Source organism: Streptomyces sp. NRRL WC-3618, from assembly GCF_001280005.1.
Lineage (GTDB): Bacteria > Actinomycetota > Actinomycetes > Streptomycetales > Streptomycetaceae > Streptomyces.
On the sequence record NZ_LGDW01000454.1, the window covers coordinates 1 to 18,551 of the forward strand.

Genomic DNA, 18,551 nt, shown 5'->3' on the forward strand with positions numbered 1-18,551 from the left:
ACCAATACCCCCGCACACACCACCATCGCCCGCCCGAACGCCTCGTCGAACGCCCCCGCCGACCGGTACGCCTCCTCCCCCATCCCCGTCACCAGCGGCAACGCCGCGACGGCCACCAGCCCCGCCGCCCGCGCCGCCGCGTTGTTGACCCCGCTCGCCAGCCCCGCCCTCTCCGTCCCCACGGACGCCAGCACACTCGCCGTGAGCGGCGCGACCAGCGTCACCATGCCCAGCCCGAGCACCAGCACGGCGGGCAGCACATCGGCGGCGTACGACGCCCTGGCCCCCACCCGCAGCATCAGCAGCATCCCCGCCGCACACAGCAACGGCCCCACCGTCAGCGGTACGCGTGGTCCGATCCGCACGGCCAGTTCCCCGGAGCGCGCCGACAGCAGCAGCATCAGGGCGGTGGTCGGCAGCAGGGCCGTACCGGCACCCAGGGCCGAGTAACCGGCCACCACCTGGAGCTGGAGAGCGGACAGGAAGAAGAAGCCCGCGAAGGCCGCGTACACGCACAGGGTGACCAGGTTGACGGCCGTGAACTGGCGCGACGCGAAGATGTCCAGCGGCATCATCGCGTCGTCGGCGCGCCGCCGCTCGACGTACACGAAGGCCACCCCCGCCACGAGGCCCACGACCGCCGCCCCCACCACGACCAGGGAGCCGGACCTGGCCTCGATCAGCGCGTACGTCACCATCGCGAGCGCAAACGCCCCCAGGGCCGCGCCGAGGACGTCGAAGCGGCCGTGCAGGGTCCGGCCGTCGCCGGACTCGGGGACATGCCGTACGGCGATGGGGGCGCAGAACAGCGCCAGCGGGACGTTGAGCAGGAACACCCACCGCCACCCCGGACCGTCCACCAGCCAGCCGCCCAGGAACGGGCCGACCGCCGCGCCGATGCCACCGAAGCCGGACCACAGGCCGACCGCGCGCCCCCGGTCGTCGGGGTGGAAGGAGGCCTGGATGATGGCGAGGGAGCCGGGCGTGAGGAGCGCGCCGCCGATGCCCTGGAGCGCGCGGGCGGCGACGAGGACGCCGACGTTGGGGGCGAGACCGCAGAGCAGCGAGGCGACGGCGAACCACACCACCCCGACCACGAAGACCCGGCGGCGGCCGTAGCGGTCGCCGAGCGAACCGCCCAGCAGGATCAGACTGGCCAGCGTCAGCATGTACGCGTTGACCGTCCACTGGAGGGCGCCCAGATCGGCGTCGAGATCACGGCCGATGCGCGGCAGCGCGACGTTCACGACGGTCGAGTCCAGCAGGGCCATGCTGGAGCCGAGGACGGTGGTCAGCAGAATCCACTTGCCCTGCGGTGAGGCGAGCCGCACATCCGACATGCCCCCAGGTATACAGCGAGCCCAGCGCCGTAGACAGACGCCGGGCTCGCGAAAACCGCCGAAACGGCCGGTGGGTTACTTGATCTTCGTGCCCGCCGACCGCAGGTCCTGCGTGGCGACGACGACACGCGCGGCCATGCTCGCCTCGGCCAGCTTGCCCCACGTACGCGGGTCGTAGGTCGACTTGGAGCCGACCTCGCCGTCGACCTTGAGGACGCCGTCGTAGTTGCGGAACATGTGGTCCGCGATGGGACGGGTGAAGGCGTACTGCGTGTCGGTGTCGAGGTTCATCTTCACGACGCCGTTCTCCAGCGCGGTGGCGATCTCCTCCGCCGAGGAGCCGGAGCCGCCGTGGAAGACGAAGTCGAACGGCTGCGAGCCGGCCGGCTTGCCGTACTTGGCGGCGACGCCCTCGTTCAGCTCCTTGAGCAGGTCGGGACGCAGGACGACGTTGCCCGGCTTGTACACACCGTGGACGTTGCCGAAGGACGCGGCGAGCAGGTAGCGGCCCTTCTCACCGAGACCGAGGGCCTCGACCGTACGCACGGCGTCATCGACGGTCGTGTAGAGGGAGTCGTTGATCTCGTGCGAGACACCGTCCTCCTCGCCACCGGTCGGCGTGATCTCGACCTCGAGGATGATCTTCGCGGCGGCGGCGCGGGCCAGCAGCTCCTGAGCGATGGAGAGGTTGTCGGCGAGGGTCTCCGCCGACCCGTCCCACATGTGGGACTGGAACAGCGGGTTGCGGCCGGCCTTCACGCGCTCCTCGGAGACCGCGAGCAGCGGACGTACGTACCCGTCGAGCTTGTCCTTCGGGCAGTGGTCGGTGTGCAGCGCGACCGTGACCGGGTACTTCTCGGCGACGATGTGCGCGAACTCGGCCAGCGCGACGGAACCGGTGACCATCTCCTTGCTGTACTGACCGCCCAGGAACTCCGCACCACCCGTCGAGATCTGGATGATGCCGTCGCTCTCCGCCTCCGCGAAGCCGCGCAGCGCAGCGTGCAGCGTCTGGGTCGAGGTCACGTTGATGGCCGGGTAGGCGAACTTGCCTGCCTTTGCCCGGTCAAGCATCTCGCCGTAGACCTCAGGGGTTGCGATGGGCATGTGTCCGCTCCTCGTGATGTGCGTGCGGGTTGGCGATCCGAAGATCGAAGATCTGGCGTACTGCCTGTATACCTACGGCCCTGACCTGGCTACGAGACCTGGGAAGCGACGTCATCGTCGGCCCCATCTTTCCAGACGTCTCGCCCGGTACAAGGTCCGGTCCGGAGCCCGCCACTCGGTCTGGTCCGGAGTCCGGTGCTCAGTCCAGGCCCAGGTCGCTCTTCGAGTACGCGAAGAGGTACGGGACTCCGGCGCCCTGCTCGATCTTCTCGGCGGCGCCCGTCGCCCGGTCGACGATGGTCGCCACGCCCACCACCTCGGCGCCGGCCTCGCGCACGGCCGCCACGGCGGTCAGCGGCGAGTCGCCGGTCGTGGACGTGTCCTCGACGACCAGCACGCGCCGCCCGGCGATGCCCGGCCCCTCGACCCGCTTCTGCATCCCGTGCGCCTTGGCCGCCTTGCGCACCACGAACGCGTCGAGGCGCTGCCCGCGAGCCGCGGCGGCGTGCATCATCGCCGTGCCGACCGGGTCGGCGCCCATGGTCAGCCCGCCCACGGAGTCGAACTCCAGCCCGGCCTCCGCCGCCAGATCGAGCAGCACCTGCCCGACCAGCGGCGCGGCCTGGCCGTCGAGGGTGACGAGGCGCAGGTCGATGTAGTAATCGGCCTCGATCCCCGACGACAGGGTCACCTTGCCGTGCACGACGGCCTTGTCCTTGATCTGCTGCAGCAGCGCGCCGCGTACGTCTACGTCACTCATGGCAGCCAGCGTAGACGTCGCGTCGTCACAGGCTCCGCCAGCTCCAGGTCGTCGACGCTTCGAGCGGCTCGATCGGCGTGACGAGACGCGGCAGGGTGTTGAGCCCGTTGGGCGGGCCGGTCTGCGGCTCCACGCACACGGCGGCCTCCTGCTCGTCGTACAGGACGACCCACTCCTCGGGACTGGTCACCTTCAGCTCGAGCCGCTGCGGCCAGGTGAGGGTGACGTCGACACCGCCGGGCATGCCGAAGCAGTCGTCCCACGGTCCGGGCTGCGGGTCGAGACGCTTCCCGGTGGGCAGGTGGTCGTCGCCGCGCTCCTCCTGCCAGGCCGGCGTGAAGGCGACCTGCACCTCCCCCGGCGCGTCCCCGCCGCCGAGGCTCCGGTTGAACCAGGGGTGCCAGCCGATCTGCGCCGGGAAGGAATCGCCGTACGTCTCCACGGACATGGTGAGGGTCAGCGCGTCCGGGGTCAGCGCGACGACCTGGGTGACGCGCCCGGGGTAGGGCCACGGCTCCACGAGGTCGTACGTGATCACGGCCTGGTCTGCGGAGGTGTGGGCGACGCGCCAGGCACCGTCGCGGACGGTGCCGTGGATGGCGTGCGGCCCGGCGTTGAGGGGGAGTTGACGGACCGTGCCGCCGTCGAGGAACCGTCCGTCGCGGGTACGCCCGCACCAGGGGACCATCGGAAAGCACCCGAACTTGTCGCCCTGCCGCAGCAGTTCGACTCCGCCGACGCGCAACCCTCCGACCCGGCCGCCGTTTTCCGGCTGCACGGTCACCTCCGCGTCACCCGCGGCCAGCGTGATGTCATCGTTACTCACGCGTCGACCCTACCGGGCGCCACGGCCCGGGTCGGGGCGCGGTGGCGGGAGGAACCGATCGGCACGGGTCTGGTCAGTTCCGTTGACGGGCTCCGCCACTACGCCTACGAGCTTCGCCTCAACCCCATCACCACCACCCTGGGCCGCGGCGACGCCACCTTCCGCCTGACGAACTGACCGCCCGCCTCACGGTGAGCACTCCACGGACTCCGCCGCTCCGGTAGCGGATCAACGGCTCCGGCGACGATCCCCCGCCGCCGGAGCCGTTTCCTTTCACCTCAGCGCCGCTTCCGCAACGCCCGTCCCACCACGATCGCCGACGCCACCACCAACGCGGCGGCCGGCGCGGCCCACCGCAGCGTCATGTTCGCCACCACCTGTTCCGGGGGCGGCACAGGGGCGTAGCGCCCCCTCGGCGGCGCGTGATCCACTTCCTCCGCGCTGCGTCCGATCATCGTCCGTCGCGCGTGCGCGGCCTCGGCCGGCGGCTCCACGGCGCTGACGAACCCCTCCGGCACCTGACCACCCGATTCGACGTCATCGTCACCGAGCCCGCCGGGATCGTCGGGAATGTCAGCGACGGCGGAAAGGCCGGCGTCGGAAACCTCGACCTCCACCACCTCCGACGGCCCCTCGGCCTCCGTTTCCCCGGCGACCGCGACCTCGCCCAGCCCCTCCCCGAACCGCCGGAGCAACCGCGCCCCCGCCGCGGCGACCGCCTCCGCGGGAAGCTCGGTCACTCGCCCGTCCGCGGTCACCGTGCCCCCGAACACCAGCACGGAACCCCCCTCACCGGAGCCGGCATCGCCGTCCGCGTCCTCGGCCCCCCGCAGCCGCAACGTCAGCGCCAGCTTCACCGCGCCGCCCCCGCGCACCTCGACGGCATCGCCCTCCACGACGTACGCGTCCTCGGCCGCATCCGTCACAGCGACCCGCAGGGACCCGCGATAGGTGATCGTGTGCCCCGCGACCCGCACCTTCAGCCGGCCGGCGACCCCGGCGGCGGCAGGTTCGGTGCCCGCGTCCTGCTGGAGTCCGGGGACCGCGCGGGCAACGCGCGCGGGGTCGGCGAGAACGTCCCTCAGCCGCTCGGCCGGAACCGGAACGAACACCTCATGGTCCATGGAACCCGAGAGTACCCAGGGTGACCCCGGCCACACTCGCGCATCCGAGGATTCGACGCGGTATCTCCGCTGATCCACACCCGCGCGGCCCCACCCCGCGCACTCTCCGCCGAGCGCCCCCGCCCTCCTCAGTAGCGCGGATGGACAAGCGTCGAAGCCCGCAACCCCACCACCCGCGTCCGTGCCGCGGCCCGCGCGTCCGCCTCCAGCCGCGCCTGGGTGAGTGTCCGCAGCCGAGGCCCGGTCGCCTCGTCCACCCGCAGCCGGGGAGCGGGTCCCGCCGCGGTCGCCAGCACGAACCCCCAGTCCTGCGGCGCCCGCACCGCCCCCGCCACCGCGGGGTCCGGTCCGGCCGCGCGACCGGTGTCGCCTCCGGTCACGACGTACGGCGCCGTGCGCAGGCCGGCGGCCCTGATGGTCGTCTCGACGGTCCAGAAGTCGCGCGGCCCGGAGGAGACCGGCCCGCCGTGCACGACCAGCCGGCCGCCGTCGGTGAGAACCCGGCGCGCGAGCCCGTAGAACTCCTGCGAGTACAGCTTCGTACTCGCCGTGATGCCGGGATCCGGCAGGTCCGAGACGACCACGTCGTACGCGGCCCGCGCACCGCGCAGCAGCCGGAAGGGGTCCGCCGTCGTCACATGGACGCGCGGGTCGTCGAACGCGTGCTCGTTCAGGGCGGCGAGGGCCGGGTCCCGGCGCGCCAGCCGCACCACGTCCGCGTCCAGCTCGACGACGTCCACCCGCCGTACGCCCGGCCGGCGCAGCACCTCCCGGGCGGCGAGCCCGTCGCCGCCGCCGAGGACGAGCACGCGCGCGTGCGGGCCGTACATCGCGGGGTGGACGAGTGCCTCGTGGTAGCGCCGCTCGTCGCGCCCGCCGACCCGCAGCCGGCCGTCGAGGAACAGGTTCAGGGGCCGTCCGTGGGTGCCGCCGGTGAGGACGACCTCCTGTACGCCGGTCCGCAGCGCCACTCGTACGTCGTCGCCGTACACCGCGTGCCGGGCGGCGCGTTCGAAGTCGCCGACGAGTACGGCCGCGGCGGCCAGGACCGCGATCACGGTCACGTTGGCCACCGCCAGCAGCCAGCGTCCGCGCCGGGTGAGGTCCCCCCGGAACAGGCCGAGGACGAGCGCGCCGCCGACCAGCGCGTTGACCGTGCCGGTGAGCAGGGCGCCGGTGAGCTGGCCGAGCCAGGGGAGCAGCAGGAAAGGGAAGGCGAGCCCACCGACCAGTGCGCCCACGTAGTCCGCGGCGAACAGGTCGGCGACGGCGCCGCCCGCGTCCTGGCGGCGGATGCGCTGGATCAGCTCCATGAGCAGCGGCACCTCGGCGCCGATCAGCAGGCCGATGGCGAGCGAGAAGGTGACGAGGAGGACGCGGGGGCCGTTCGCCCACGGGCCGCCCCAGTTGCCGGTCCACGCGAACACCGCGTACAGGGCCATCGCGCTGCATCCGCCGACCAGGGCGAGCGCCGCCTCGACCGCGCCGAATCCGGCCGCGGCGCGGCAGCGCAGGCGCTTCGCGGCGAGCGAGCCGATGCCCATCGCGAACACCATCACGGACAGGACGACGGACGCCTGGGTGACCGAGTCGCCGATCAGGTACGAGGCGAGCGCGACGAGCTCAAGTTCGTACACCAGTCCACAGGCCGCACAGACGAATACCCCGGCGAGGACGAGGAACCGGCCGGTGGCGGGCCGGACGGGCAGCCGCGCGGGGCCGTCCCAGGACGGGGGACTGCCCGGCGCGGCCGGCACGTGCGCTTCGATCACGGTGGGAACGCTACGTCACACCCTCGGTGCACCCTGGCACCCACACGTGTGGTTTCTGTTTACCCGGAGGAAGGTGGTGTGAACTTCCGGAGCCACGCCCGGCGTGTCCTCGGAGAGTTCTGGGAGCGTTTCGGAGCGTCAGAGCGCCGCCGCCACCCGTACCCCCACCCGCGTCCTGGTCGCCACCAGCTGCCCGTCCTGCGGGTAGGCGTGCCAGGTCCTCCAGTGCACCTGGCCCTCGTGGCGCTGGGCGAGCATCGCGGTGAAGGCGTGCGGGCTGCCAGGGAAGACGCCGGCCAGGCCGTGCGGATGGTCCGCGACCAGGGCCAGCAGTTCCTGGGCGCGTCCGGCGAACGACCCCGGCGACAGGACCTCGACTCTCGCCGCGAACTCGTACTCCCAGTCGTCGATTCGTTTGACCACGCCGAGCGGAAGGGGGGCGCTGGAGCCCGCGATGCACGCGACCGTCTCCGAGCAGATGCCCGTTCGCTCGTCGAGCAGCACCTGGTGGGAGGCGCCGAGGAGTCTCAACTGGAGTTTCGCGTCATCCAGTTCGAGGTCGAGGGTGGCGAGAGCGGGTAACGGCTCCCGGCCCAGGGCCCAGGCGAGGTCGGCCGCGCGCGTGTCGGTGTAGGCAGTGTGAAGGGTCGTGAGCATGGGTCGGCTCCGCTAGCACGCATAAGGGAGGTGTGGATGAGCGAGGTGTGGATGAGCGCGGGGTGGTCCGGCGGGCTCCGGTCGACAGGCGTCGATGGCGGGAGATCGGTCCGGTCAGCCCAGTCAGGAGGGACGTCCGAGGGGCTGTGTTGGTGGCTTAGAGGGAATCATGAACGATGGCGCCGCAACAGCGTTTTTACCCAACTTCGTGGGGATTCCATCCCTCAGAGGGCTCACAGCTCAACTGTGCAACCACGGCGTACGCCCGAGCGCGCGAGGGACGCCCGCGAGCGGTCGCACGAGCGCCCGCCGGGGCGACGTGTGTGCGTACGTCGTCCCGGCGGGCGCTCCCCCCGTGTTCCGGACGCGGTTCCCCCTCGCGGGGATCCGAAGCTCAGCTGCCCCGTGTCAGCTGCCTCCGCCGCATCCGCCCCCGCCTCCCCCGCAGGAGGACCCGCCGCCGCACGACGAGCCCCCTCCACAGGAGGAGCTCGAACCGCACGACGAGCTGCTCCCGGAGTCACCGCCGCCGGAGCCCGCCATTCCCCCGGCCCACCAGCTGTCGCTTCCCCCGCTCCCCCGCTGCCGCCGGTAGTGCCCCGACCGGACCCGCCGCGAGCTCCCCCGTGCGGCCCGAACCACCGACGTCACCACGATGAACAGGCCCACCAGGATGACTATGGCGATGATGCCTACGGCCATGACGTCACCCTCCTCTCGTTCCCCCGAGGCGGCCCCCCGTGGGCGCCTCGCGTCTTGCGTGACGGGGGGATGCCCGCCTGTGCCGGCCGCGAAAGCAGAGTTGAGGAAGTCCAGAGCTTCGGCGCAGGATGACGACCATGACCAGCAGCGAACGCCCCTTCCTCAATCGCCGGCTCGCCGAGTTCGGGACGACGATCTTCGCCGAGATGTCGGCGCTCGCCGTCACCACCGGCTCGATCAACCTGGGCCAGGGTTTCCCGGACACCGACGGCCCGCAGGAGATCCGCGAGGCTGCCGTACGTGCGCTGCGCGACGGCCGCGGCAACCAGTACCCGCCGGGTCCGGGCGTCCCCGAGCTGCGGACGGCGATCACCGCGCACCAGGAACGCCGGTACGGACTGTCGTACGACCCCGACCGCGAGGTCCTGGTGACGGCGGGCGCCACGGAGGCCATCGCGGCGGCCCTGCTGGCCCTGGTGGAGCCCGGCGACGAGGTCATCGCCCTGGAGCCGTACTACGACTCCTACGCGGCGTGCATCGCGATGGCGGGCGCCGCGCGCGTACCGGTCACGCTGCGCCCCCACGAGGGCGCGTTCCGGCTGGATCTGGACGAGCTGCGGGCGGCGGTGACACCCCGTACCCGGCTGCTCCTGATCAACACCCCGCACAACCCGACGGGCACCGTCCTGACCCGCGACGAACTGACCGAGATCGCGCGGCTCGCCGTAGAACGCGACCTGCTGGTGGTGACCGACGAGGTGTACGAGCACCTGGTCTTCGACGACGCCGGACATCTGCCGCTGGCCTCCTTCCCGGGGATGCGCGAACGGACGGTCTCTATCGGGAGCGCCGGGAAGACGTTTTCGTTCACCGGATGGAAAGTGGGCTGGGTCACATCCACGCCGGAGCTGGTCTCGGCGGTCCGCTCGGCGAAGCAGTTCCTGACGTATGTGGCGTCCGGGCCCTTCCAGTACGCCGTCGCGGAGGCGCTGGCCCTGCCGGACAGCTACTTCGAGGCGTTCCGCGCGGACATGCGGGCCAAGCGGGACCTGCTGGCGACGGGGCTGAAGGAGGCGGGCTTCGAGGTCTTCACCCCCTCGGGCACGTACTTCGTCACCACCGACATCCGCCCCCTCGGCGCCGAGCTGTCCGAGGGCGGCGACGGCTTCGCCTTCTGCCGCGCCCTGCCGGAGCGGGCGGGAGTGGTCGCGATTCCGAACGCGGTCTTCTACGACCACCGCGAGGAGGGCGCGCCCTTCGTACGGTTCGCGTTCTGCAAGCGGACCTCGGTGCTGGAGGAGGCGGCGGAACGGCTCCGCAAGGCGTTCACGCACTGACCCCGCCCGCCCACCGCCGCCCCGCGTTCTGCCGGTTCTTGCCGCATCACCGCCGCCAGCAGGGGTTTTCCGCTGCGTCGCGCGTGCGGCGCGGTACACGCGCCCCAACCCTACTTTTGGCATGTCCACTCCGGAGCTCGCGGAGGGACGGACACACCTGACAGGGAAACCTGTCCGGGTCCTCAGTCCTGGAACACAGGTAGGGAGTTTCTTCACATGTCTTCATCCACAGGGGTTTCTCAGAGCCGACGCCGCCTCGCGGCCCGCCTCGCCGCAGCGGCCGGCCTCGCCGCGCTCTGCCTCACCGCCGCGCCGGCCACGTCGGCCTCGGCCGCCGCCACCGCCTCGGGGGTGATGCTGCAGAACGGCAGGTTCGACGACTCCGTGCTGTGCGCCTCGCCCGACAACCAGGCGCTCTGGATGGTGTCCAAGAGTGCCGCCAGCGGCAACTTCTACTGCCGGTGGAAGCAGTTCGGCACCGACGGGCAGTTCACGCTGTACAACCTGGGCAAGGACCAGGTGATGGCCTACCACGGTGGCAACGAGAACAACGTGTGGATGGAGCCCGAGGGGACCAGCGGCAACGGGAACGACGAACTCTGGTCCTGGGGAGGACAGGAGGGCTGGGGGGCCTCGGCGCTGCAGTCCTACCTGGACAGCGGGCAGAACGTCGACGCCAGGTCCCCCTACATCAACGAGCGCGACAGGGCCCGCACCGACCAGGTCCACACCCGCGGCTGGCGCCACGGCGACCAGATGGAACTGACCTGGAAGAAGATCTGAGCGTCCAGCAGTAAGAGCGTCCGAACCGCTGCGACCAGCCGCGGGCCAGACCGTCCTTGGCCGGGCTCCCCCCTCAGGGGTGCCCGGCCGGGGCTCTGTCGTGCTTGGGCTCCCCACTCTCACCGCTCCTTTCCGCGGTGACGAGCCGCTGTCGGGCTGCTGCGGCGTGGCGGTCGCCGAGCGTGTCGAAGATCTCCAGGGCCTCTCGCCAGTACGGCGCGGGGGCCTCCTCGCGCGTCGCGTCGACGGCCCGGCCGAGCAGGTCCAGGGCCTGTGCCTGACCCCTGCGGTGGCCGGAGCGGCGGTGCATGGCCAGGGCCTGGCGGGCGTAGTCGGCCGCGACGGCGGGTTCGCCGTGTTCCAGGCCGCCGCGGGCCAGGACGGTCAGTACCTCGCCTTCGACCAGGACGTACTCCGTGCGGCGGGTGATATCCAGCGCTGTCGCCGCCTGTTCGCGGTCCAGGGGACGCCGAGCGGACGCCAGCGCGATCAGGGAACGCGCCTCCAGATCATGCGCGCCACGCTCACGGGCCAGCTTCAGCGCCTCCCGCCATGCCTCGGAGGCTTCGCCGGGGCGGTCGAGGGCGAGCAGCACACCACCGAGGGTGATGCGGGCGGCGGCCCGGAAGTAGTCGTCGACGTCCTGGTCACTGAGAGCGGTGGCGGTCCGCGCCAGGTCCAGGGCACGGCCGAGGTCGCCCGCGTCCCTGCCGACGGAGGCCGTCAGCCGCAGCACATACGCCTCGCCGCCCAGGTCACCGCACTCCCGGGCCATCGCCAGGGCCGCCTGAAGGTGGCCCGTCGCGCCTGCCGGGTCGCCGAGCAGATGCCGGGTACGGCCGAGGTCGGCCTGCCTGCGTATCCGGTTGTACTGATTGTCCAGGGCCTCCGGAAGGCGCTCCGCCCGAACGAGGCAGTCGAGTGACTCGGACAGACGGCCCAGGTCACGCAGCACGTGGGCGAGGTTGCCGAGGACGACGGGGTGCCCGTCCGACAGGCCGCCCTGCCGGTCGAGTTCCATGGCCCGCTCCAGGTGCTCCGCGCTGCGCCGCAGTCGGCCGCTGAGCCGGGTGACCATGCTGAGGTTGGTGTGCGCGATGGCGGCTCCCTCCGGCCAGCCGGCGGCCTCGGCGAGGGCGAGGCCCTGCTCGAAGTCGGTGATCGCGGTGCCGACGCGCCCCTGCCGCACGTGCGCGTGGCCGAGCAAGTGATGCATGGAGGCCTCCGCGACAGGCTCGCCGGCGGCGCGGGCAACGGCCAGAGCGGCCTGGCCGAGGGCCGTCCAGTCCACCGTGTGCTTGCGGATCCAGGCGTAGCCGCGCAGGGCGTCGGCGAGCAGCGGGGCCGCCCGGTGGCCCTCGGCGGCGGCCTGGTGAACGGCCGCCGCCAGGTTGGGCAGTTCGGCGTCCAGCCAGCGCGTCGCCGACGCGGCGTCGGTGATCTCCGGCGGCGCCGCATCGCTCCGGGCGGCGTCGTCGTCCCCGGGCAGGCGAAGTTTCATCCCGGGGTAGAGCAGCAGCGCGCAGCGATCGACCGCGGCCAGCAGCCAGTCGTAGAGGGCGTCGGAGGCGGCTCGGCGGGAGGTGTCGCTCTCCTCCAGGCGGAGTCGTTCGGCGGCGTACAGCGCCACGAGGTCGTGGAAGCGGTAGCGTCCGGGCCGGTACTCGCGGAGCAGGTGGGCGGCGGTGAGCCGCTCCACCAGCCGGGCGCCGTCCTCGGCGGTGGTGCCCGTGACGACGGCGACGGCCTGAAGGCCGGTTTCCGGGCCGGGCAGCAGGGCCAGGAGGCGGAACATCCGCCGGACCGGGGCGTCGAGGGCCTGGTAGGAGAGGCTGAAAGCCGTCCGTACGGCAGTGGTCTGGTCGCCGGTGACGGACAGGGCGGTCAGCCGGTCGCCCTCGCGCAGTTCGTCGGCCTGGTCGCGCAGGGTACGCCAGGGGGTCTGGTCGACGTTGGCGGCGGAGATCCGCAGGGCCAGCGGAAGGTGGCCGCAGGCGTGGGCGAGGTCCGCGGCCGCCTGCGGGTCCGCGTCGACGCGGCTCTCGCCGACCACACGCCGCAGCAGCAACCTGGATTCCTCGGGCGTGAGCATGTCCACCGCGATACGGCGAGCGCCGTCCCGGGCCACCAACCCGGCCAGCCGGTCACGGCTGGTGACCAGCGCCACGCAGCCTTGCCCGCCGGGCAGTAACGGCCGGACCTGCTCCGGGTCCACGGCGTTGTCCAGCACGACGAGCATCCGCCGTCCGGCGGACAGGGTGCGGTACAGGTCGGCGGCGGCCTCGGGCGTCCCGGGAATCCGCTCCGCCGCCACGCCCAGGGCCAGCAGGAACCGGGCCAGCGCCTCGATCGGGCGCACCGGAGCCTGCGCCGAGTGACCTCGCAGGTCCACGTACAGCTCGCCGTCCGGGAAGCGGTCGCGTACCCGGTGCGCCCAGTGCACCGCCAGGGCGGTTTTGCCCACACCACCGGTACCGGTGATCGCCGCCAGCAGCGTCCCCTGCGGCTGGTGTCGGCCGTCCCCCTGCGCCGGGTCGGGAAGCAGGGCGTCCAGCTGCCGCAACTGATCGGCCCGGCCGGTGAAGCCCGGCGTCGGCCCGGGAAGCTGCGCCGGGACCGGCCTGTCGGCGGCCTGGGGCGACACCCGCGCGGGTAAGACGGGTAAGGCGGGCGGCTTCGGGGGGACCTCTCCGCGGAGTACCCGTAGCTGCGCGGCGCGTAGTGCCGCAGAGGGCTGAAGTCCCAGGTCGGCGTCGAGCCGCCCGCTGATCCGCGTGAAGACGTCGAGCGCCGCCGCCTGCTGGCCGCACGCGGCCAGGGCCAGCATCAGCCGGCCGGCGAGTTCTTCGTGCAGCGGCTCGCGCGTACTGAGCTCACGCAGGTCGGCGACCACGTCCTGCGCGCTGCCGAGCGCGAGCGCCAGGTCCGCCCGGGCCACAGCCGCGGCGACGTGACGACCGCCGATCGCGACCGCCGCGGGATGTGCCCGGAGCCGCTCGCCGCCATCGGCCAGCACCGGTCCTCGCCAGCAGCGCAGCGCTCGGCCGTACGCCTCCAGCGCGGCGGCGCTGTCGCCCCCGGTCTCGGCGCGCCGGGCCTCGTCGAGCAACTCGTCGAAGGCGGCCACATCGGATTCCTCGGCCGACAGATCGGCCCGGTACCCGCCTTTGGTCGCCCGCAGCACGCGCCCCGCGTCGGGCCCCGGCCGGTTGGGCTCGATCAGATCACGCAGGTGTCTGACGTAGGTCTGCACCAGTTGGCGGCAGGTACGTGGCGGCTGCTCCCCCCACAGCACGTCGACGATCTCGTCGGTACCGACCACCACGCCCGGCTGCATGGCCAGCAGTCCCAGCAGGCTGCGCCGCAGCACCGACGGGAGCTCGACGGGGCTGCCGTCACGGTGCAGCGCCAGTGGGCCGAGGACCGTCACCCGCAGTCCTGCCGTCCGCGGCGAGGACGCCGCGGCTTCGCCGGCCTCCAGCAGCCGGGTGCGCGCGGCACCCGACAGGTTCAGCGCCACCGCCAGGTGCTGGATCGAGTCGGCGTGCGGCCGGCGGACGTGGCCCTGCTCCAGGTAACGCAGGGTCCGGACACTGATCCCCGCCCGCTCGGCCAGCGCCCGCTGGCCGAGCCCGGCCGCGAACCGGTACCCGCGCAGCAGTTCCCCCAGCGCGCCGGGCTTTGGACACCGACTCATCATTGCCTGCCCCTTCCCCCCTGTGCCTGCCCCCCGCAGCCGGGCCAGGATAGTGACATGATCCGATCAGGCAGAGGGGAAGTGGAATCTCGGCGTGGCGCGTGCGAGGCCGAGGCTGAAGGGCGAACCGGACGGCTTCGCGAGTAGGGCGATCGGTCGTCCCGGAAACGGCGGGAGCCCGGCCTCCCGGCCGGGCTCCTCCACACACAGGCACACACAGGCGTACGGGCAGGACTACGCCTCGTCGTCCTCAGGCTTCTCCGCGTCCTCGACGCCTTCGGCGTCCGGCTCCAGGCCGAGCTGCTCGACGAGCCACTTGTCGAACTCGATCGCGGCCCGCACCCAGCTCACCGTCGACGAGACGAAGTGCTCCAGGCTCACCCCGGTCCCGATCAGCATCTGCGCCTCACCGATCAGACGGACGGTGCCGTCGTCGTGGGTGTGGCTGTAGACCTTGGGCCACAGGGTCCGGCGGTTCCAGTCGTCGATCGACTCGAGAAGCACGGGCTTCTCCTCGATCTGGTGGGGGCGGTCGTAGAACGTACGCACCGAGAAGACCTGCTGGTCGCCCTCACCCCGGAACATGAAGTATGTACGGAACTGCTCCCACGGCGCCGCGAGGTCACCCTCGTCGTCGATGACGTACTTCAGCTCCATCTGTTCGAGGAGCTGCTTCACAAGGTCCTGATCCGGGACGACGGGGCCTGCGGGGCCGCCGGGCTGCGGCTCGGGCTGGCCCCCGAAGTTCGGAATCGAGGACGGGTCGATGGTCATACGTGGGCTCTCCTGCACTCGTCTGGCTCGTCCGGCCATCGCTGAGACCAGACCTACACGCCCCACCCTCTCTTGCTTCGCCCCCGACCGGCAACAGCCGCCCCCGTGTGCCGGGCAGAGGCGTCCGAAATCGGCGTGCGAAGACCCGCGGGACACCGCCGGACCCCGCTGTCGTGGGTCCGGCGGCAGTCGGCTCGCTACAGCGTCTTGCCGGTCGTCGGCCCCACGATCAGCCCCTCCCCGAACGCGTCTACCCGGACCGTGTCGCCGTCCTTGACCTCGCCCGCGAGGATCTCCTTGGCGAGGCGGTCGCCGATCGCCGTCTGGATCAGGCGGCGGAGCGGGCGGGCGCCGTAGGCCGGGTCGTTGCCCTCGTCGGCGAGCCAGGCCAGGGCGGCCGGGGTGACATCGAGGGTGAGGCGGCGGTCGGCCAGGCGCTTGGCGAGGCGGTCGATCTGGAGGCCCGCGATGCGCTCCAGTTCCGCCCTGTCCAGGGCGGAGAAGACGACCAGGTCGTCAAGCCGGTTCAGGAACTCCGGCTTGAAAGAGACCCTCACCACCTCCAGCACCTGCTGCTTCTTCTCCTCCTCCGGCGTAACCGGATCGACCAGGAACTGGCTGCCGAGGTTGGACGTCAGGATCAGGATCGTGTTGCGGAAGTCGACGGTACGGCCCTGGCCGTCCGTGAGGCGCCCGTCGTCGAGGACCTGGAGCAGGATGTCGAAGACCTCCGGGTGGGCCTTCTCGACCTCGTCCAGAAGCACCACGCTGTACGGGCGGCGCCGCACCGCTTCCGTCAGCTGGCCGCCCTCCTCGTAGCCGACGTAGCCGGGCGGGGCGCCGACGAGGCGCGCGACGCTGTGCTTCTCGCCGTACTCCGACATGTCGATGCGGACCATGGCCCGCTCGTCGTCGAAGAGGAAGTCGGCCAGCGCCTTCGCCAGTTCCGTCTTGCCCACGCCCGTCGGGCCGAGGAAGAGGAAGGAGCCGGTGGGACGGTCGGGGTCCGCGATACCGGCCCTGGTCCGGCGTACGGCGTCCGAGACCGCCTGGACCGCCTCGGACTGGCCGATGAGCCTGCGGCCCAACTCCTCCTCCATGCGCAGGAGTTTCTGGGTCTCGCCCTCGAGGAGACGGCCGGCGGGGATACCGGTCCAGGAGCCGACGACGTCCGCGATGTCGTCGGGGCCGACCTCGTCCTTGACCATGGTGTCCCTGGACGCCTCCTCCTCGGCCTCGGAGGCTGCCTCCAGGTCCCTTTCCAGGGCGGGGATCTCGCCGTAGAGGAGCTTGGAGGCGGTGTCGAAGTCGCCGTCGCGCTGGGCGCGTTCGGCCTGGCCGCGGAGTTCGTCGAGCTTCTCCTTCAGCTCGCCGACCCGGTTGAGGGACTGCTTCTCCTTCTCCCAACGGGCCGTCAGACCGCGCAACTCCTCTTCCTTGTCGGCGAGATCACGGCGCAGCCGTTCCAGACGCTCGCGCGAGGCCGGGTCGGTCTCCCGGTCCAGCGCGAGCTCCTCCATCTTCAACCGGTCGACGGCGCGCTGGAGTTCGTCGATCTCGAGAGGCGAGGAGTCGATCTCCATCCGCAGCCGCGACGCCGCCTCGTCGACCAGGTCGATCGCCTTGTCGGGGAGGAAGCGGGAGGTGATGTAACGGTCGGAGAGGGTCGCCGCGGCCACCAGCGCGCTGTCGGCGATGACGACCTTGTGGTGGGCCTCGTACCGGCCCTTGAGGCCGCGCAGGATCGCGATGGTGTCCTCGACGCTCGGCTCCGCCACCAGGACCTGCTGGAAGCGGCGCTCCAGGGCGGGGTCCTTCTCGATCCGCTCGCGGTACTCGTCCAGCGTGGTCGCGCCGACCATGCGCAGTTCGCCACGCGCCAGCATCGGCTTCAGCATGTTGCCGGCGTCCATCGCGGAGTCGCCGCCGGCGCCCGCGCCGACGACCGTGTGGAGCTCGTCGATGAAGGTGACGATCTGGCCGTCCGAGTCCTTGATCTCCGCGAGGACCGTCTTCAGCCGCTCCTCGAACTCGCCCCGGTACTTCGCCCCGGCGACCATCGCGCCGAGGTCCAACGACACCAGCCGCTTGTTCTTCAGGGACTCCGGCACGTCACCCTTGACGATGCGCTGGGCGAGGCCCTCGACGACGGCCGTCTTGCCGACGCCGGGCTCGCCGATGAGGACGGGGTTGTTCTTCGTACGGCGGCTGAGCACCTGCACGACCCGGCGGATCTCCTGGTCACGCCCGATGACCGGATCGAGCTTGCCCTCCCGGGCGGCGGCCGTGAAGTCCGTACCGAACTTCTCGAGGGCCTTGTACTGGCCCTCGGGGTCGGCTGTGGTCACGCGACGCCCTCCCCTGCTCTTCTGGAACGCGTCCAGCAGCTTCTTCGCTCCGGCGCCCTGCTGGGAGAGTACGTCCCCGGCGGCGCCGCCCTTCGCGGCGATGCCGATGAGGAGATGCTCGGTGGAGAGGTACTCGTCGCCGAGCTCTTTCGCCCGTTCGGCCGCATCGGCGATGACCGCGAGAAGTTCCCGGTTGGGCTGCGGGGGTGCGACGGTCGAGCCGGTCACGCTGGGCAGCCCCGCGAGGACGCGCTCGGCACCCGAGCGTACGGCCGCCTGGTCGGCGTCGGTCGCGGCCAGCAGGTCGACGATGTTCTCGTTGTCCTCCCCGGCGAGCAGCGCCAGCAGCAGATGCGCGGGGGTCAGATCGGGGTGCCCCCCGGACACAGCCCTGCTGGTGGCCGCGTTGATCGCGTCCCGGCTCCTGTTGGTCAGCTCGGCGTCCACGGTCGCTGTCTCCCTTCCACTCCATGACTGACACGGCCAACGTACACAAAGTTGAGTCTATTCCACTCAAGGTACGAGCGGGAGGTGACCGGAGGGGTAACTGGACAGACGGAAAAGCCGCCCGTCCCGGATGGCGGACGAGCGGCGGAGACGGGGGCGCGGAACGGCCACTTCCGGCCAACGGGCGGATGCGGGACGCCCACCGAAACACACCCAAACCCCGAAATATCCCCGGAAACAGCAGCGGCGTCACCGTGTTCAGGTCACGGTGACGCCGCTACTGGGGGGAAGCACCTGAGCGATCTACTGCGACGGGGGAATCGCGTCAGGCACTGCGGGGGGTGGCTGAGATGGTCTGCATGTCCTGGATATCGGGGATATCCGGAATGTCAGGGTGGTCCAGCCGGTGGTCGCGCTGGTCCAGGTTCACAAAGATCATGCCGTACCGAATGGCACACCGTACGGGCTGCGGCGCCCCCCGAGGCCGCCGCAGACACCGGTACGCCCGGACGTCCTCTTCATCGTCCCGCGTCACGACGACCGGCTCTCCGAACACGGTCACCATCAGCGAGTCACCACTGTGGGGGATGGCGGTGACCAGGTCGATGAAGTGCCAGCCGGAGCGGTAGGCCGTGGCCATCTCGCGACGGAAGGAACGGTCGTCGGGTGGAGTCGTCATGTCATTCCCAAACGCTGTCAAACAGACCGTCGGAGGACCCCGCAAAGGTGTCACCGGCAACTACGGCATGCGTGCTTGCCGGCGGCCAGACGCTGTCCGCCCTATTGTCACCCTCCGCACCGGACAGACCACCCAGTGCTCCGAAAGTCGCGACGGCAGAGAAGGCTGCGACAAGCACCCACCGAAGCATTTTCTTGC

The 18,551-nt window shown here is 71.5% G+C and carries 13 protein-coding genes; 2 read left to right on the top strand and 11 right to left on the bottom strand.

All coding sequences use genetic code 11. The annotated features are described in order from the left end of the window. The 7 genes from ADL01_RS31435 to ADL01_RS31465 all read right to left on the bottom strand — a co-directional run. A partial coding sequence (locus ADL01_RS31435) for an MFS transporter (RefSeq protein ID WP_053745414.1) occupies positions 1-1,340 on the bottom strand: 1,340 nt, incomplete at its 3' end. Positions 1,341-1,415: 75 nt separating this feature from the next. Continuing rightward, positions 1,416-2,465 (bottom strand): class II fructose-bisphosphate aldolase, encoded by a 1,050-nt coding sequence (gene fbaA / locus ADL01_RS31440; RefSeq protein WP_267889949.1) that lies wholly within the window; start codon positions 2,463-2,465, stop codon positions 1,416-1,418. Positions 2,466-2,646: 181 nt separating this feature from the next. Then, complete coding sequence (gene pyrE, locus ADL01_RS31445; protein WP_053745416.1) at positions 2,647-3,207, bottom strand: orotate phosphoribosyltransferase; 561 nt, start codon at positions 3,205-3,207, stop codon at positions 2,647-2,649. 25 nt (positions 3,208-3,232) lie between these two features. Continuing rightward, positions 3,233-4,033: an aldose epimerase gene (locus tag ADL01_RS31450; RefSeq protein WP_053745417.1), complete on the bottom strand. Its 801-nt coding sequence runs from the start codon at positions 4,031-4,033 to the stop codon at positions 3,233-3,235. 278 nt (positions 4,034-4,311) lie between these two features. Further along, entirely contained in the window at positions 4,312-5,157 is an 846-nt protein-coding gene (locus tag ADL01_RS31455; protein WP_053745418.1) for a carbon monoxide dehydrogenase subunit G, read from the bottom strand. Positions 5,158-5,285: 128 nt separating this feature from the next. Next, positions 5,286-6,929 carry a polyamine aminopropyltransferase gene (locus ADL01_RS31460; protein WP_053745419.1) on the bottom strand — a complete coding sequence of 548 codons (1,644 nt, stop codon included), beginning with the start codon at positions 6,927-6,929 and terminating at the stop codon, positions 5,286-5,288. Between the two features lie 138 nt (positions 6,930-7,067). Next, positions 7,068-7,586 carry a DUF2617 family protein gene (locus ADL01_RS31465; protein ID WP_053745420.1) on the bottom strand — a complete coding sequence of 173 codons (519 nt, stop codon included), beginning with the start codon at positions 7,584-7,586 and terminating at the stop codon, positions 7,068-7,070. Positions 7,587-8,416: 830 nt separating this feature from the next. Between ADL01_RS31465 and ADL01_RS31470 the strand changes: the two genes are divergently transcribed. Both ADL01_RS31470 and ADL01_RS31475 read left to right on the top strand, forming a co-directional pair. Further along, a complete protein-coding gene (locus ADL01_RS31470) occupies positions 8,417-9,625 on the top strand; it encodes a pyridoxal phosphate-dependent aminotransferase (protein WP_053745421.1) in 1,209 nt (402 codons plus the stop codon). A gap of 216 nt (positions 9,626-9,841) precedes the next feature. Further along, positions 9,842-10,408: a hypothetical protein gene (locus tag ADL01_RS31475; protein WP_053745422.1), complete on the top strand. Its 567-nt coding sequence runs from the start codon at positions 9,842-9,844 to the stop codon at positions 10,406-10,408. A 73-nt stretch (positions 10,409-10,481) separates the two neighbouring features. On the opposite strand, the gene ADL01_RS31480 is transcribed toward ADL01_RS31475, so the two are convergent. The 4 genes from ADL01_RS31480 to ADL01_RS31495 form a co-directional block, all read right to left on the bottom strand. Then, the gene (locus tag ADL01_RS31480; RefSeq protein WP_234354857.1) at positions 10,482-14,108 is read right to left on the bottom strand and encodes a BTAD domain-containing putative transcriptional regulator; all 3,627 of its coding nucleotides are present in this window, start codon (positions 14,106-14,108) and stop codon (positions 10,482-10,484) included. A gap of 231 nt (positions 14,109-14,339) precedes the next feature. Further along, entirely contained in the window at positions 14,340-14,879 is a 540-nt protein-coding gene (locus tag ADL01_RS31485) for a YbjN domain-containing protein (RefSeq protein ID WP_053745423.1), read from the bottom strand. A gap of 197 nt (positions 14,880-15,076) precedes the next feature. Then, entirely contained in the window at positions 15,077-17,674 is a 2,598-nt protein-coding gene (gene clpB / locus ADL01_RS31490) for an ATP-dependent chaperone ClpB (protein WP_053745424.1), read from the bottom strand. Positions 17,675-17,999: 325 nt separating this feature from the next. Next, on the bottom strand, positions 18,000-18,353 hold the full coding sequence (locus ADL01_RS31495) for a hypothetical protein (protein ID WP_053745425.1): 354 nt from the start codon (positions 18,351-18,353) through the stop codon (positions 18,000-18,002). Positions 18,354-18,551: the final 198 nt, after the last annotated feature.